The following is a 15,708-nucleotide window of genomic DNA, read 5'->3' on the forward strand; positions in this document are numbered from 1 at the left end:
CTCGTGGTTACACACCAGTATAATGTCCACGCGAACGTAATCAACACACAATGAGTTCCGAAGACCACATCAAAGAGACCGACACCGAGGCTCGCTTCGAGTTCAAGAAGGAGCAGAAATCGGCGTTCCAGACCGAGAAGGGCCTCACCGAGGAGACCATTCGGCTCATCTCCGAGGACAAGGACGAGCCGGAGTGGATGCTCGAGCGGCGCCTCCGCGCGCTCGAACAGTACAAGGCGATGCCGATGCCGACCGACTGGCCCGGCCAGCCCGACCTCTCCGAGGTCGAGATCGACGAGATCGTCCCCTACATCCGCCCCGACATCGAGACGCGCGGCGGCGCGGAGAACTGGGACGACCTCCCCGAGGAGATCCAGGACACCTTCGACAAGCTGGGGATCCCCGAGGCCGAGAAGAAGGCGCTCTCCGGCGTCGGTGCGCAGTACGAGTCGGAGATCGTCTACCAGAACATGCAGGAGCAGTGGGAGGAGAAGGGCGTCATCTTCTGTGACATGGACAAGGCGGTCCAGGAGCACGAGGAGATCGTCAAGGAGCACTTCATGACGAAGTGCGTCCCCCCGAGCGACAACAAGTTCGCGGCGCTCCACGGCGCCATCTGGTCCGGCGGCTCGTTCGTGTACGTCCCCGAGGACGTCACGGTCAACATGCCGGTCCAGGCGTACTTCCGGATGAACTCCGAGGGGATGGGCCAGTTCGAGCACACGCTCATCATCGCCGAGGAGGGCTCCGAGATGCACTACATCGAGGGCTGTTCGGCCCCGAAGTACTCGGCGTTCAACCTCCACTCCGGCGGGGTCGAGGTGTTCGTCGGCGAGGACGCCCACGTCCAGTACTCGACCGTGCAGAACTGGTCGAAGAACACGTACAACCTCAACACGAAGCGCGCCATCGTCGAGGAGAACGGCCGCATGGAGTGGATCTCGGGCTCGATGGGCTCGAAGGCCACCATGCTGTACCCCTCCACGATCCTGAAGGGCCGCGGCGCCTCCGACAACCACATCACCATCGCCATGGCCGGCGAGGGACAGGACATCGACACCGGCGCGAAGGTGTACCACAACGCGCCCGAGACGAAGTCGACCATCGAGTCGAAGTCCATCGCGAAGGACGGCGGCCGCACGAACTACCGCGGGCTCGTCCACATCGCGGACGGCGCCGAGAACTCCTCGACCGCCGTCGAGTGTGACGCGCTGATGTTCGACAACGAGTCGACCTCCGACACCATGCCGTACATGGAGATCAACGAGTCGAAGGTCGACGTGGCCCACGAGGCGACCGTCGGGAAGATCGGCGACGAGGACATCTTCTACCTCCAGTCGCGCGGACTGGACGACGACGACGCCAAGCAGATGATCGTCTCCGGGTTCATCGAGCCGATCACCGAGGAGCTGCCCATCGAGTACGCCGTCGAGCTGAACCGGCTCGTCGAGCTGGAGATGGAGGGGAGCCTGGGATAATGTCCGTGCAGGTACCCGCCAGCATCTCGGCCGAGACGGTCGAGCGCATCGCCGAGGAGCGCGACGAGCCCGAGTGGCTCCTGGAGACGCGGCTCGCGGCACTGGAAGCGCTCGAGGACCTCGACCTCCCGGACGTCATCCAGACGCCGGGCAACCGCTGGACCGACCTGGAGTCGCTCGACTTCGAGTCGCTCGTCGATCCGCTCAACCAGGCGGACGCGACCGAGCGCTCCGAGGACACCGACGCGGTCGTCCTCCCGTTCACTGAGGCGCTCGAGGAGTACGGCGACCTGATCGAGGCGAACTTCGGCTCCGTGCTGGACCCGCAGGAGAACTACCTCACGGCGCTGTCGGTCGCGCTGTTCACCACCGGCACGTTCGTCTACGTCCCCGAGGGCGTCGACGCCGAGGACGTGACCGTGCGCGCGGAGATGAACTCCCGCTCGCTGTTCAGCCAGACGCTCGTCGTCACCGAGGAGTCCTCGTCGGTCACGATCCTCGAGGGGATCGAGACGGGCGACGACGTCGAGGGCGAGCGCTACTTCTCGAACCTCGTGGAGGTCGCGGCCGGCGAGAACTCCCACGTGCAGTTCGGATCGCTCCAGAACCTCGACGAGGAGACGTACACGTACGCGCTCAAGCGCGGCGTCACCGACACCTACGCCACGATCAACTGGATCGAGGGGAACCTCGGCTCCCGCCTGACGCGGTCGGACATCGAGACCGACCTCGACGGCGACGGCTCCGAGAGCCAGATCGTCGGCGCGTTCTTCGGTCACGAGGACCAGCACTTCGACATCAACGCCCGCGTCTGGCACCGGGCCGAGAACACGACCGCGGACCTGGTGACGCGCGGCGTGCTCGACGACGAGGCGCGCTCGGTCTACGAGGGCGTCCAGGACGTGGGGCAGGACGCGTGGAACACGTCCTCCTACCAGCGCGAGAACACGCTGATGCTCTCGGACGACGCCGAGGCGGACGCGTCGCCGAAGCTGATCATCCACAACCACGACACCGAGGCCTCCCACTCGGCCACGGTGGGGCAGGTCGACGCCGAGGACCTCTTCTACATGGAGAGCCGCACCATCGACCCGATCACCGCCCGCAACATGCTCGTCGAGGGCTTCTTCGTCCCCGTCCTCGAGGAGATCGCGGTCGACGAGTTCCGCGAGGACCTCGAGGCGCTCGTCGGCGAGCGCCTGCGCTGAAGCGGAGCGTTTCCGCGCGACCTTTTTAACACGGCGCCGTCTCCGAGGGAACCCCTTAAGTCGGCGTCGCCCCGACGCACGTGTATGCGACCGGGAGCAACGACCCGAGGTGACCGCCGCCGATGAGCGTCGGCAGCCGGATCACCTCCGACGACCAGCTCGCGCGCCTGCTCCAGATCGGCATCGTGCTGGAGGAGGTCGTCGAGGCGCGGGCGTATCACCACTATCGGAGCCTCGACGAGGAGCTGGACGCCGAGATCGAGGAGCTGCTCGAGGAGGCGGCCACCGAGTCGGCCGAGCACCGCGAGCGGCTGGAAGACCTCATCGCCGACCTCGACGTCGAGAGCGTCCCCTTCGAGGAGATCGAGACGCTCGTCGAGGCCCGGTACGGCCGCACGCAGCCGGACGACTTCGACGGGATCCTCTACGACCAGCTCTGTAACGAGGAGACGGCCTACAAGTTCTACGACGACCTCATCGAGGCGGTCGAGGACACGGACGCGGAGCTGTCCGTCGACCGCGAGGCGGTCCTCGACGTGCTCCGGGCGATCCGCGCCGACGAGGCCGCGGGCGTCGAGGAGGTCGCGCGGATCATGGAGGACCGGTAACATGATGGCGACTCGCGGAGAATCGGCTATCGACCGGCAGGCGACGACGGGAGGGGACACGTGAACACCGCAGACCAGTACCTCAAGGCGATCTACCTCATCCAAAAACAGGCGGACGGCCCGGCCGCGACCGGCGCGATAGCCGATGCGGTCGACGTGAGTCCGGCGAGCGCCAACGAGATGATCGGCAAGCTCGAGGAGCGGGGGCTCGCCGACCACGAGAAGTACAAGGGCGTGATGCTCACCGACGACGGCATCGTCCGCGCCCGCGACGCGCTCCAGACGTACTGCATCATCGAGCGGTTCCTCGCGAACGTCCTCGGCGTCGAGGAGTTCCGCGAAGAGGCGGGCGAGCTGGAGGCCGTCATCGACGACACCGTTGCCGACCGCCTCGACACGATCATCGACCGCGAGCCCGAGTGTCCCGACTGCTTCGACGCGGAGGCCGACGCCTGTGCGTGTCTGGAGGCGGCCTTTGAGGGGACGGCGTCGGACTGACCGAAACCGCAACCGTTTGGTAGGACCGCCGTTTAGAAATTGATGCCCAGTCTCGTGGTGTAGTGGCCAATCATATGGGCCTTTGGAGCCCATGACGGCGGTTCGAATCCGCCCGAGACTACTTATATTTCGTACATAAATTCCGACCGCGAAGTCGCGCTTACCCTTCGCCTACCCCTCGCCCACCATCCGGTCCTCCTCGGCCCACTCACGCTCGCGGAGCTCGTACTTCTGGACCTTGCCGGTCGCGGTCGTGGGGAGCGACTCGACGAACTCCACCTCGCCGGGCGTCTTGTAGCTCGCGACGCGCTCCTTCACGAACGCGCGGAGGTCCTCGGCGGAGACGCCGGGGTCGTTCGAGTCGCCGGAGTCGGGGACGACGAACGCCTTCGGCGTCTCGCCCCACTGCTCGCTCGGCGCGGGGATGACGGCCACGTCCGCGACCGCGGGGTGCTCGAAGACGGCGTCCTCCAGCTCGATGGAGGAGATGTTCTCGCCGCCGGAGATGATGATGTCCTTCTTGCGGTCCTGGATCGAGATGAAGCCGTCCTCGTCGACGACCGCCAGATCGCCCATGTGGTAGTAGCCCTCGGCGCGCTCGGAGAACGCCTCTTCGGTGGCCTTGGGCTTGTTCCAGTAGCGGTCCATCACCTGGTTGCCGCGGACGACGACCTCGCCGACCGTGGAGCCGTCCGGGGGCACGTCCTCGCCGTCCTCGTCGACGACCCGGATCTCGGTGCCGAGGTAGCCGATCCCCTGGGTCTTCTTCACGGCGAAGCGATCCTCGGAGTCGTCGTCGAAGTGGCGGCGAGCGTCCGAGGTGGTGATCAGGGGGCCGGTCTCGGTCGCGCCGTAGACGTGTTTGAGGTACCAGCCGAACGTCTCCTCGACGGTTCGGATGGTCGCCTCCGGCGGGGCCGCGCCCGCGGTCGCGACGCGCACGTCGTTCGCGCCGGTCGTCGCCCCGCCGTGTTCGTCGTGGTACTCGCCGAGCGAGTTGAGCACGGTCGGCGCGGCACAGAAGTAGGAGACGTCCTCCTCGCGGATGCGGTCGAACACCTCGCCGGCGTCGACGCCGCGGGTGCAGACGTGACGCGCCCCCGCACCGGTGATCGCGTAGATGTGGCCCCAGCCGTTGACGTGGAACATCGGGAGCGTCCAGAGGTAGACGTCGTCGTCCGCGATCCCCTGGTGGATCGCGATCAGGTACGCGTGGAGCGTCTCCGCGCGATGTGTCCGGCAGACGCCCTTCGGGTCGCCGGTGGTGCCGGAGGTGTAGTTGATCGTGATCACCTCGTCCTCGTGCATCTCCGGACGTTCGGCGGCGTCGGGGTCCGCCTCGGCTAGGACCGCCTCGGCGTCCTCCCACTCCCCCTCGACGGCGTCCGGGTCGTCCGTAATGAACGTCTCCACGGGGACCTCCTCGCGCACCGCCTGCACCTTCTCGGCATACTCGTGGTCCGCGTACACGGCCGTGACGCCCGCGTCCGCGAGGATGTACGCGTAGTCGTCGGGCGTCAACCGGTAGTTCAGCGGCGTGTGGACCGCGCCGGTCTCCATGATCCCGTAGGCCGCTTCGAGGTGGTAGTGGGTGTTCGGGTCCAGCACCGCGACGCGGTCGCCCTTCTCGACGCCGCGCGCCTGGAGCGCGGCCGCGAACCGGTCCGCGCGCTCGCCCAACTCGTCGTAGGTGTACCGCGTCCCGTCCGTCGCCAGCACCGCCTCCTCGTCGGCGTAGTGGCGCCGCGCCCGGTCGAGGAAGTCGGTCACGAGCAGTGGCTTGTGCATCGTTCGTCCGTATCCTTCATGATTAATAGCGATTGTGCTCGGCGCAAGGGAGGCGTCTGCGGACCGGGATGTGGCTCCGAGGGGACCGTCGTGCCGACCCGTCTCGAGGACCGGCGTCGGAAAGCCCTAAGCCCGTGGCCCTCTCCGATTTCAGCATGCAACCCCTCTCCGTGCTGGGGCCGGATGCTGCGACGCTCGTGGACGCGCTCGCGGCGCGACTCGAGGGACGGACCGCTGTCGTCGACCACGCGGCCGTCGACGCGGGCGAGCAGTCGTCGATCGCGACGACGGCCTCGCTCGCCGCCGACGGGACGTGGACCGCGACCGGTACCGACGCGGACTTCACCGACATGCTCGACCGGCTCGCGCCGGACCACGACTACCTACTCGCGACCGGCTTCTCGCGGCTCCGCGTGCCGACCGTCCTGATCGGCGATGACCGCGACCCGACGGACGTGCCCGGCGACGTGGTGGCGACGCCGGACGCGGTCGCCGACGTCGACCTGGACGCGCTTATCGGAACGGTCGAGGACGCCGAACCGTGGGTCACGCTGGAAACGCTCGTCGAGCGCGCGACCGCTCACCCGGACGCGGAGTTCTCGGGCGCGATCGCCACGTTCACGGGGCGCGTCCGCGCGAAGGAGGAACCCGGCGACGACCGAACGACGCACCTCGCGTTCGAGAAGTACGAAGGCGTCGCCGCCGAGCGTATGGCCGCCATCGCGACCGATCTGGAGGACCGCGACGGCGTCTTTCGCGTGCTGATGCACCACCGGACCGGAGTCATCGAGGACGGGGAAGATATCGTCTTCGTCGTCGTTCTCGCGGGCCACCGCGAGGAGGCGTTCCGCGCGGTCGAGGACGGGATCGACCGCCTGAAGGACACGGTCCCCATCTTCAAGAAGGAGACCACGGAGGCGGAACAGTTCTGGGTTCACCGTCAGGAGTGAGCCTCGGTCGCTCCTGCGCGCCCCAGCTCCCCGGCACAAATGCGGAAGATATTACCGCAATCGAGCGGATCACTCGGAGAATTTGGCCGCGATTCCACGGCCGTTTCGGATGCGACTTGACAGCCTCAGAAAAGCGAATGAATGTTCTCGGCCGATCTAAAAGAGTCGTGAAAGGTCTCTTTACTCCGTTTTACGTTAGCGAGACGATAAAACCGACCGAACGTCCCCTAACGTTGCTTCCTTTATAACACCCTGCGGGGGTAAGCGTGAGGTACGTCATGAGCGCAACCGCCAATCCCTCCACTGATGCAGGCACGACCGAGACCGCGAGCAAGGAGGAGCGGCTCAAGGAGTACCTGCTCGAGCGGGCGCAGGACGGCGAGATGTACTTCAAAGGGAAGTTCATCTCCGAGGACGTGGACCTCTCTCCGAAGGAGATCGGCGCCCTGATGGTGAAACTCCGCGACTCAGCGACGGAGCTCACCGTTGAAAAGTGGTCCTACACCGGCGCGACCACGTGGCGCGTCGAGCCCGCGTAGCGGGCAGACTCGATCCCCGGCTTCCCCGTCCGCCGTCATGTCACCGTCTCGGCGCGTCGGCCTCCCCGCCCTCGACCGTACCGCCCCTCCGACAGCGCCGACCGGCGACCGGTTTCGTTCTCCGCTTTTCGACCGCGGAGCGGCGCCGCCGGCGCGGGGTTTATTGGCGACCGAACCCAGGTTTCGGTGATGGCAGACAGCCAGGTGGGCGGACCGGCGACGGAGACGGTTCCCCTGCCGAAGTCGCTCCGCACGTTCTTCCGCGTGGACGACGTGCGGCACGACGGCGACCGGATCCGATACGTCGGGGAGTCGTTGCTCCCGGAGCGCGCGCTCCTCCGGGAAGTGGCGCCCGCGTTTCACGAAGCGGGCTACGATGTCGACTTCCGGGCGACAGCGGAGGGGGACGTGCTGGTCGCCCGCCCGCACGGCAGCGGCCGCGAGGGGGTCCCGTGGCTCAACGTCGTCATGCTGCTCGCGACCGTCGCGAGCACGCTGTTCGTCGGCGCCTACGGCTGGTACTACGTCCCGCTGTCGACGCTGACCGAGAGTCCCCTCACGCTGCTCCGCGCGTGGCCGTTCACGGCCGCGGTGTTGGGCGTGCTCCTCACCCACGAGCTGGGCCACTACGCGGCCGGGCGCTATCACGGCGTGGACGTATCGCTTCCCTACGTGATTCCCTTCGTCTTCCCCTTCGGGACATTGGGGGCGGTAATCCGGATGCGAGGGCGGATGCCGTCCCGGAAGGCGCTTTTCGACATCGGCGTGGCCGGTCCGGTGGCCGGACTCGTCGCGACCGTCGTCGTCACCGCGGTCGGTCTCTCGCTCGACCCGGTTGCGGTTCCCGACCACGTGCTACGCGAGTCCTCGCGGATGATCGTGTTCAACAACCCGCCGCTGCTGTCGTGGATCGCGGCCGCGCTCGGGCGAGATGCCGGTGCGTCGGTCCATCCGGTCGTGATCGGCGGGTGGGTCGGGATGTTCTTCACCCTCTTGAACCTCCTTCCGGTCGGACAGCTCGACGGTGGCCACATGACCCGGGCCATGCTCGGCGAGCGGCAGGAGACCCTGGCCTCGCTCGTTCCCGGCGCACTGTTCGCCATCGCGGCGTACCTCCACTGGGTGCTCGACAAGGGGCTGCAGGAATCGGTCGGGTTGTGGGCCTTCTGGGGCCTTTTCGCGCTGTTCATCGCGTTCAACGGCCCCGCAAACCCCGTCGACGAGTCGGAGCTCGGCTGGCCGCGGCTGGCGGTGGGAATCGCGACCTTCGCAGCCGGCGCGACCTGCTTCCTCCTCGTTCCCGTCGAAATCGTTGGATAAACCGGGACCCTGCCCGGCTCCTTCGGAATGATGAACAGCGATACTGAGTGATGCAGCCCGATTCAGACACATCGCTTTTCTGAAACTCGCGGCGGTGCGGTGCGGTCGCGGAACGGTGCGGTTGCGGTGCCGTACTGTCGGCGCGCGCCGCGGCGCCCCTGTGGCGCCGCGACCGCGCGAGGGAGGCGGCGGCGCGGCCGCATTGCGGTGTCTCCGGCGCGCCACTGCACGCCGGAGGCCAGCGGGACGCGGTTTGTCCCGCGCTGCGGGTCGCGGCCGCGCCGCCGCCGAGGTTGGGGAGGTGCGAGGCTGCTGTGCGGTTGCGGTGCGGGGTGGGGCTGAAAGGGGCAGCCGGCTCGAACCCGCCTGGACGACGCAAGCACCGCAGCGGGCGGTGCCGAGAGCGAGGAGCGCAGCGAGGCCCGGCGCGGTCGAGCCGGCTGGGGCTTTCGAGGTGTTGCTGTCCAGATCAGCAGGATCCGCACCAGTCACAGAAACAACGTAATCTGACAGAAAGACAGAACGAACCGCGTAGTAGACTCAGTATCGGGGTAGTAACGATACTTGAGTTTCGAAGTTCGGGCCGGTTCTCGGTTACCGATGCGGATGTGGAGAAACCGCAAACCCCGATTCTGGCGGTTGTAGCTTCTGAAGCAGCCAGCTACACCGGAAACGTGGTGTGTGGAGAAATCACTGTCGGAGATGTTCGAAACGGATGGACGCGTCGGTCGTGACGCGTGTTGGTCCGCTAGTGGTCCTCGTCCTCGTACACCCAAGCGGCGGTGTCGAGGCCGTAATCGACGAGTTCGTCGTCGTCGAACCAGAGGTCGATCTCGCGGACGTTAGCGCCCTCCTCCTCGTGGTCCGAGGCGTGGATGACGTTGTGTCCGAGATCGAGGCCGAGGTCGCCGCGGATGGTGCCGGGCGGGGACTCGGCGGGGTCGGTCTCGCCGACCATGCTGCGGACCTGGGCGGTCGCGTCGGCGCCCTCCCAGACCATCGCGAAGACGGGGCCGGAAGTGATGAACTCGACGAGCCCCTCGAAGAAGGGCTGCTCGGAGAGTTCGGCGTAGTGCTCGCGCGCGAGCTCCTCGTCGACCTGCATGAACTTGCCGCCGACGAGCTTCAGGCCGCGGTCCTCGAAGCGGGAGACGACCTCGCCGATGAGGCCGCGCTGGACGCCGTCCGGCTTGACCATCACGAAGGTGCGCTCGTCGTGGTGGCTCATTCGTCCTCGCCCTTGGCGGCGCGGCCGGCCTCGGTCCACTCGAGGTCGCGGGCCTCACGCCCCATGAAGTAGTTCTTCTCCGCCTTCGAGTCGACGAAGTGGAGAACGGTGCCGTCGACCTTGACGTACATCGTGCCCGTGCCGGGCTCGATCTCCTCGCCGGTGTAGTCGCACGTTCGTGTCTCTACCATGGTCTACTGCCCTCCGATGGAGTCCGCGTCCCGCTGAGTCTCGCGGAGCTGGAGCACGTCGCCCAGCCGCACGGGACCCAGGACGTTTCGCGTGATGATCCGGCCCTGGTTCGAGCCTTCCTGGATGCGGCACTTGACCTGCATGGCCTCGCCGTGCATCCCGGTTTTGCCGACGACCTCGATGACCTCCGCGGCCGTCGAGTCGCCGGTGCCCTCTTCTGCGCTCATGGCGGGTTACCGGAGTTCCTCGACCTTCTCTGCGATGTCCTCGACGTCGTCGGACGCGTCGCCCGCGTCGACGACGGCGGCGGCGGCGGAGCCGACCTCCAGGCCGGCGGCCTGACCGACCTCGTCCTGCGTGTCGACGAAGACGACCGGGATGCCCTTCTCCTCGGCGAGTTCGGGGAGGTGCATCACGATCTCCTCGGGGGAGACGTCCTCGGCGACGAAGACGAGGTCCGCGTTGCCGCGCTCGACGGACTTCGTGGTCTCGTTGGTTCCTTTCTTGACGCTACCGGTGTCTCGGGCGACCTCGAGGGCCTCAAGGGCTCGTTCTGCGAGGTCGGCTGGGGTGTCGTAGTCTACGTAAACTGCCATGGTTGTTCACCTTTCCTCCCCGTGGGCTCGCGTGCTCGTGCCGTGGCCGATCCCTAACGACACTGCACATCATCAACCCCGAAGAGGCTGTACCCCGGAATACTGTGGGACACCATAAAAGCGCTTTCAATGCGATCCGGCCGTGGGACACCGGCTCATGCCCCGACGCGACGGGGTTCGGGTCACGAGACTGACCGTTCTGGACCGACTGCGACCGCGGTCGTCCTCTGCCGAGAGCATCTCTCAGGGTGCCCGGTCACTCCGAGTCCTTTTACCCGATGGGGAGCCACTCTCCGTCGAATGGCTCGGCTCCTCCACTACTCCGACATCGAGAACGTCTACGACACTCCGGAGCGGGCCGCCCGCCTCGCCGGCCGCATCCGCGAGCTCGACGGACCGGACGCCGCGGTCGTCGCGACCGGCGACACGACCGCGCCGGGTGTGCTCTCGCTCGTCGCCAAGGGCCGGCAGGTGACGGACTTCTACGCCGCCACTGACACCATGCTGGACACCTTCGGCAACCACGAGTTCGACTACGGTCCGGACGCGATCCGGGAGCTCGTGGCCGACGCCGGCCCGACCTTCGTCTCCGCGAACGTCCGCGACGAGGAGGGCGACCCCTTCGGCCGCGAGGCGGGGGTGGTCCCCCATGCGGTCCGCGAGGTGGGCGGCGACCGCGTCGGCTTCGTCGGCCTCACCGACCCCGCGACGGACTCGCTGAACCCCCTCGCGGCGCCGCTGACGTTCGACGACCCGCTCCCGGTCGCCCGCGAGGCGGTCGCGGAACTCCGCGCTGAGAATGTCGACCACGTCGTCGTCCTCTCGCACCTCGGCTCCGCTGACGACGACCTCGCCCGCGAACTCGAAGTGGACGCGGTCCTCGGCGGGCACGTCCACAGCCGCAGACACGAGTACGTCGACGGCGTCCTCCTTGTTCGACCGGGCGTCAACGGCCGGTGCGTGATCGAGGTCGACCTCGACGGCGCCACCGAGGCATCCGAAGACGGGGTTCCCCGAGATGCACCGGCCGCGACCTTCCACGAGCGCGACGGCGCGGCGCCGCACGGCGACCTCCGCGAGGCGCTGGAGAGACGGATGGCCGCGGCCGATCTCGGCGAGGTCGTCGCGCACGTGGACGAGCCCATCGAACGCGCGGGCGAGGTCGTCCACGGCGGCGAGTGCCGGATCGGCAACTTCGTCGCGGACGCCTTCCGGTGGGCCCACGACGCGGACGTCGGCCTCTCGAACGCGGGCGGCCTCCGGCAGGGTGACCCCTTCGAGGGCGCGGTGACGAAGGCGGACACGATCAGCCTGATCCCCTTCGAGGAGCCAGTCGTCGTGACGGAGCTTTCGGGGTCCGAACTGCGCGCGGTCCTCCGCGAGATGGCCGCGCCGGACGTGGACTTCGGCGAGGACGACTGGTGGCACGGCCACGTCTCCGGCGCGCGCGTGGTCTGGGACGCCGAGGCGGAGGAACTGGTCGAGGCGACCGTCGACGGCGACCCGATCGCGGCGAACGACACCTACACGCTCGCGACCTCCGAGTACCTGCTCCACTCCGACCACGAGTTCCCGACGCTGGAGGAACGCCACCGCGCGGGCGAGGACGGCATCCAGCACGAGGTGCTGGCCGAGTACGCCCGCGAGTACGGCATCGCCCCCGAGATCGAGGGCCGGATCCGGATCGTCGAGGGAGTGCGGTCGACCCCCGCCCCCGACGCCGCGGAGTGAGCCGGCCGGTGCCGGAAGGGGAGACTCTTTGAGGGCGCCGGTCGACTGCCCGGGCATGACGCTGGTCGTGGTTCCCGTTCGGTACCCGCTGTCGAGCCACTCGAAGGCGACCCTCAGCGAGGCGATCCGGATCGCCGACGAGCGCGACGCGGACCTCACGGTGTTACACGTCGACCTCTATCAGGACAGCCACAACGTCACCCGGATGGCGCTCAAGCGGGCCGTCGAGCGGGAGTTCGGCTCGCTCGACCGCGCACGCTACGTCGTCCGCAAGGGGTTCCTCGTGGAGGAGTCGATCCTCGACGAGGTCGCCGCGGAGGGCGCGGACGTGGTCGTCATCGGCTCGAAGCAGGCGGGGCGCTGGCGGCGGATGGTCCGGAAACTGCTCTCGGACCCGGACATCGACGCGTTCCTCCGCGAGAAGCTGGACGCGACCGTCATCTCCGTCGAGAACTGATCTGATCGAGAAGCGAACCGATCGGAGCCACGGCGCCCCGACCGTGTGACGGTGGGACTGGGATTTGAACCCAGGAAGCCGTGAGGCTACCTGCTTTCAAGGCAGGCGCAATGGGCCACTCTGCCATCCCACCGCGACTGCGGATTGTCCCGGCCCGGACTAATGAATGTCGGTCGGCGGCCGAGCGGTGGCCGGTCGGCCCGCGGCCGAGGCTGGGGAGGTGCGAGGCTGCCGTGCGGTGGCGGTGTTGGGCGGTCGCAGTACTGGGCCGGGGGCGGGACTGAGAGGGGCAGCGAGTTCGATTCGGCCCCGACGCCGCGACCGGCGAAGCTGGAGCTACCGCCGGTAGGCACCCGTCGCGCTAGCCGCACCGAGCCGCCGCTCTACGGGCTCCAGTTCCTCGTCCGGAAGCGGGAGGTGGCCGTGCCGCAGCGTTCCGGCGATTCGCGTTTCCGCGTCCGCGACGTCGAGTCGGAGCGTCGGCGCGAGCGTGCCGCCGAACCGGCGGAGCTGTTCCTCTTCCGGGAGGTGGGCGACCCCGTCGAGGTTCTCGCCGGCGTAGTCGTAGTAGTTGAAGAAGCTGACCGCGAGCAGTTCGTCCGCGTGCGGGTAGACCACCCACGAGTAGGCCTGGAACGGCGCGTTCGCGGGGTTGGTGGCGACGAGCCCGTGGCCGTTCAGCGGCTCGTAGTCGCCGCCGAGCGAGTCGGCGACGAAACCGTAGAGGGCGTCGTACCCCTCCAGCCCGGGGGCGAACGTGTGGAGGTGACTGGAGACGAACAGGTAGTACCGACCGTCGCGGACGACCACGTGGGGGCGTTCCAGTTCCTGATTCACACAGACGGCCTCGAGAAGCGGCGGCCGGAGCTCCCAGTCCATCGGGTCGCCGGTCGGGGAGTGGGCGACGCCCACGCTGCCGTTGAACTCCTGCTGAACGGGGTCCCCGCCACAGGCGTCCGACCCCTCCGGAACCGGCGTGTTCGCCTCGAACAGCAGGTACGTCTCGCCGGTCGCGGGGTCCTCGAAGAACCACGGGTCGCGGAAGGTGTAGGTCATCCCGCGCGACTGGTCCTCGCGCTCGTAGTGGTCGCCGTCCGGCTCCAGCAGGACCTCGTGGTCCCACGGGCCGGTTATCTCGACGCCGTCGTCGGTCGCCGCGATGGAACCCCCTGAGGCGCCCGCGATACGCTGCTCGTAGCTCAACTCGTCGCTCCCCCGGCGGCCGGCCGCGGTGTAGTAGCAGTAGAGTTCGTCCGCCTCGGCGTCGTACATCGCGGAGCCGGCCCACTGACGGGAGCCGTAGGGGACGGCGGTGGACGCGCCTTCGTCGTCGACGCTCTCGGGGCGCTGCGGGTCGTTCGGCTCCGAATCGTCCGGCTCCCCGAACACCGGCCCGCCGTGGGTCCAGTGTTCGCCATCCGCGGCGTAGAAGTAGTGGTGGCGCGCCACGTCGTGCCGCTTGCCCGGGAGCAGGTCGTCCGGCGTCGTGAGCGCGATCAGGACGCGGTAGCCGCCGACCTCCGCGAGGCTCCCGTCGCGGGCGCGGAGCGGCCACGTGTCCCAGACGTGGAGGCCGTCGAAGGTGTCGTGCTCGGGCGGGTAGATGACCGGCGCGACCGCGTCGGGGTCCCGCTCCAGCCCCGCCGCCTGCTCGCGCGTCCACGCGGGCGTCTCCTCGGTCTCGCGTCGAGGAACGTCCTCCTCGCGTCGAGGGGTGTGATCCATACGCACGTCTGCGAGGGTCGTGCGAAAAACTCTTTCTTCATGTACTCGGTCGGTAGTTAACGATCTCCGCCGGATCGGATCCACCGACATCGTCGCAGCCTCTGCTCGGAGTAAGCCACACGTATCTCGAGGGATCGGCCCAGCGGCAGCGGCTGTCGATTCAGTCAGTGGCCGCGACGGTGCGGTGCTGTCGGCGCGCGCGAGCAACGCGCGCGAGGGAGATCGCGGGACGGTGCGCGGTTGCGGTGCGGTTGCGGGGCGGATGGGACTTCCTGGATGGCGCTGTCCAGCACAGCAGGATCTGCGACAGAAACTGGAACAACGTCGTCGGGAGAGCCGGGTGGGCGTTCGAACCGGATGCGCGTTCACGATCCGACCGTTCCAGTCACCGCTCCTCCTGTAATCCCCGAGAACGCCCGTGGAGCGCTGTCAGTCCCGGAGCGTCAGCATCGAGGCGTAGCCGACGAGCAGGCCGGGCCAGTAGGTCGTGAGCCGGAAGAGGACCGCGGCGGTCAGCGCGACAGACAGGTCGACCGAGTAGAAGACGGTCACCAGCCCGGAGAAGGCGGCCTCGTAGGTGCCGGAGCCGCCGGGCGTCGGCGAGACGGTCGCGACGACCGAGAGGTTCACGATGAAGTACAGCGGGACGAACGCCGGCTCCAGCCCCAGCGAGAGGAGGACGAAGTACAGCGAGACGATCTGTGCGAGGATCGCGAGGTGCGAGCCGAGCGCGGTCGTCACGAGGAAGCGGCGGTCGCTGCCCGCCTCCTGGAACGACGACTCGATGTTGCGGACGCGCTCCCGGATCGACTCGAAGAACCCCTCCCCGCGGTCGACCCGGCGCTCGACCGCGTCGACGACGCGGACCACTGCACCCGACAGCGTCGCGTCGTCCGACCACAGGAGGTACGCCACGAGCGAGGCCGCGAGCAGCAACACCATCGCGGCCGCCCCCACGTCCGCGAGGAAGCCGGTCAGCGCGCCGCGGAGCGCGAGGTAGACGACGCCCCCGAGCGTGAACGTGAAGAAGGGGACCGCGTTGATCAGGTCCGCGGAGACGACGCACGCGAGGCTGCGCTCGTAGTCGGTGCCGGTGTTGTCCGAGACGATGTACGCCATCACCGGCTCCCCGCCGAACTGCCCGAGCGGCGTGATGGAGTTCAGGAAGTGGCCCGTCATGAACATCCGGAGGGTGCGGGAGACGGTCGTCTCCATCCCCATCTGCCCGAAGAAGCGGTGCCAGACCCACGCCCACACCAGAAGCGAGGAGAAGCCGACGAGGAGCGCGACCGCGAAGAAGCGCGGGTCGGCCGCCCGGATCGACTCGATGAACCGGTCGAGGTCCGCCAGGTAGATCAGGGCCGCGAAGAGGACGCCGGCGACGACGAAC

16 protein-coding genes and 2 tRNA genes are annotated in these 15,708 nt (G+C 67.9%); 10 read left to right on the plus strand and 8 right to left on the minus strand.

The genetic code is table 11. The annotated features are described in order from the left end of the window. Window positions 1–50: 50 nt before the first annotated feature. The 5 genes from sufB (at window position 51) to AN233_RS07075 (ending at window position 3,913) form a co-directional block, all read left to right on the plus strand. The gene (gene sufB / locus AN233_RS07055) at window positions 51–1,478 is read left to right on the plus strand and encodes a Fe-S cluster assembly protein SufB (RefSeq protein WP_058366097.1); all 1,428 of its coding nucleotides are present in this window, start codon (window positions 51–53) and stop codon (window positions 1,476–1,478) included. Further along, window positions 1,478–2,686 carry a Fe-S cluster assembly protein SufD gene (gene sufD, locus AN233_RS07060; protein ID WP_058366098.1) on the plus strand — a complete coding sequence of 403 codons (1,209 nt, stop codon included), beginning with the start codon at window positions 1,478–1,480 and terminating at the stop codon, window positions 2,684–2,686. The genes sufB and sufD overlap by 1 nt, the downstream gene beginning before the upstream one ends. A gap of 122 nt (window positions 2,687–2,808) precedes the next feature. Further along, on the plus strand, window positions 2,809–3,294 hold the full coding sequence (locus tag AN233_RS07065) for a ferritin family protein (RefSeq protein WP_058366099.1): 486 nt from the start codon (window positions 2,809–2,811) through the stop codon (window positions 3,292–3,294). 60 nt (window positions 3,295–3,354) lie between these two features. Further along, the gene (locus tag AN233_RS07070) at window positions 3,355–3,792 is read left to right on the plus strand and encodes a metal-dependent transcriptional regulator (protein WP_058366100.1); all 438 of its coding nucleotides are present in this window, start codon (window positions 3,355–3,357) and stop codon (window positions 3,790–3,792) included. Window positions 3,793–3,840: 48 nt separating this feature from the next. Beyond that, window positions 3,841–3,913, plus strand: a tRNA-Gln gene (locus tag AN233_RS07075). A gap of 50 nt (window positions 3,914–3,963) precedes the next feature. Here AN233_RS07075 and AN233_RS07080 read toward each other — a convergent pair. Then, window positions 3,964–5,580: a long-chain-fatty-acid--CoA ligase gene (locus AN233_RS07080; protein WP_058366101.1), complete on the minus strand. Its 1,617-nt coding sequence runs from the start codon at window positions 5,578–5,580 to the stop codon at window positions 3,964–3,966. Window positions 5,581–5,735: 155 nt separating this feature from the next. Between AN233_RS07080 and AN233_RS07085 the strand changes: the two genes are divergently transcribed. The 3 genes from AN233_RS07085 (at window position 5,736) to AN233_RS07095 (ending at window position 8,389) form a co-directional block, all read left to right on the plus strand. Further along, a complete protein-coding gene (locus tag AN233_RS07085) occupies window positions 5,736–6,530 on the plus strand; it encodes a molybdopterin synthase (protein ID WP_058366102.1) in 795 nt (264 codons plus the stop codon). 278 nt (window positions 6,531–6,808) lie between these two features. Next, window positions 6,809–7,069 (plus strand): DUF7123 family protein, encoded by a 261-nt coding sequence (locus AN233_RS07090; protein ID WP_058366103.1) that lies wholly within the window; start codon window positions 6,809–6,811, stop codon window positions 7,067–7,069. Between the two features lie 189 nt (window positions 7,070–7,258). Further along, entirely contained in the window at window positions 7,259–8,389 is a 1,131-nt protein-coding gene (locus tag AN233_RS07095; RefSeq protein ID WP_058366104.1) for a site-2 protease family protein, read from the plus strand. Between the two features lie 748 nt (window positions 8,390–9,137). Here the strand turns inward: AN233_RS07095 and ndk are convergent. Genes ndk through rpl7ae form a run of 4 tightly spaced genes read right to left on the minus strand, consistent with a single transcriptional unit; the run spans window position 9,138 to window position 10,405 of the window. Continuing rightward, window positions 9,138–9,617 (minus strand): nucleoside-diphosphate kinase, encoded by a 480-nt coding sequence (gene ndk / locus AN233_RS07100; RefSeq protein ID WP_058366105.1) that lies wholly within the window; start codon window positions 9,615–9,617, stop codon window positions 9,138–9,140. After that, a complete protein-coding gene (locus tag AN233_RS07105) occupies window positions 9,614–9,808 on the minus strand; it encodes a 50S ribosomal protein L24e (RefSeq protein ID WP_058366106.1) in 195 nt (64 codons plus the stop codon). Before AN233_RS07105 ends, ndk begins: the two co-directional genes overlap by 4 nt. Before the next feature lie 3 nt (window positions 9,809–9,811). Next, a complete protein-coding gene (locus tag AN233_RS07110) occupies window positions 9,812–10,036 on the minus strand; it encodes a 30S ribosomal protein S28e (protein ID WP_058366107.1) in 225 nt (74 codons plus the stop codon). Between the two features lie 6 nt (window positions 10,037–10,042). Beyond that, the gene (gene rpl7ae / locus AN233_RS07115; protein WP_058366108.1) at window positions 10,043–10,405 is read right to left on the minus strand and encodes a 50S ribosomal protein L7Ae; all 363 of its coding nucleotides are present in this window, start codon (window positions 10,403–10,405) and stop codon (window positions 10,043–10,045) included. A 300-nt stretch (window positions 10,406–10,705) separates the two neighbouring features. Here rpl7ae and AN233_RS07120 point away from each other — a divergent pair, with 300 nt between their 5' ends. Together AN233_RS07120 and AN233_RS07125 are read left to right on the plus strand one after the other, a co-directional pair. Further along, a complete protein-coding gene (locus tag AN233_RS07120) occupies window positions 10,706–12,136 on the plus strand; it encodes a bifunctional metallophosphatase/5'-nucleotidase (RefSeq protein ID WP_058366109.1) in 1,431 nt (476 codons plus the stop codon). Between the two features lie 55 nt (window positions 12,137–12,191). Further along, window positions 12,192–12,593 (plus strand): universal stress protein, encoded by a 402-nt coding sequence (locus AN233_RS07125; protein ID WP_058366110.1) that lies wholly within the window; start codon window positions 12,192–12,194, stop codon window positions 12,591–12,593. A gap of 49 nt (window positions 12,594–12,642) precedes the next feature. On the opposite strand, the gene AN233_RS07130 is transcribed toward AN233_RS07125, so the two are convergent. The 3 genes from AN233_RS07130 to AN233_RS07140 form a co-directional block, all read right to left on the minus strand. Continuing rightward, window positions 12,643–12,726 (minus strand) — tRNA-Ser (locus AN233_RS07130). A gap of 203 nt (window positions 12,727–12,929) precedes the next feature. After that, window positions 12,930–14,318 carry a glycoside hydrolase family 68 protein gene (locus AN233_RS07135; RefSeq protein ID WP_058366111.1) on the minus strand — a complete coding sequence of 463 codons (1,389 nt, stop codon included), beginning with the start codon at window positions 14,316–14,318 and terminating at the stop codon, window positions 12,930–12,932. A gap of 429 nt (window positions 14,319–14,747) precedes the next feature. Then, a partial coding sequence (locus AN233_RS07140) for a lysylphosphatidylglycerol synthase transmembrane domain-containing protein (protein ID WP_058366112.1) occupies window positions 14,748–15,708 on the minus strand: 961 nt, incomplete at its 5' end.

Source organism: Haloparvum sedimenti (assembly GCF_001462205.1).
Taxonomy (GTDB): Archaea; Halobacteriota; Halobacteria; order Halobacteriales; family Haloferacaceae; genus Haloparvum; species Haloparvum sedimenti.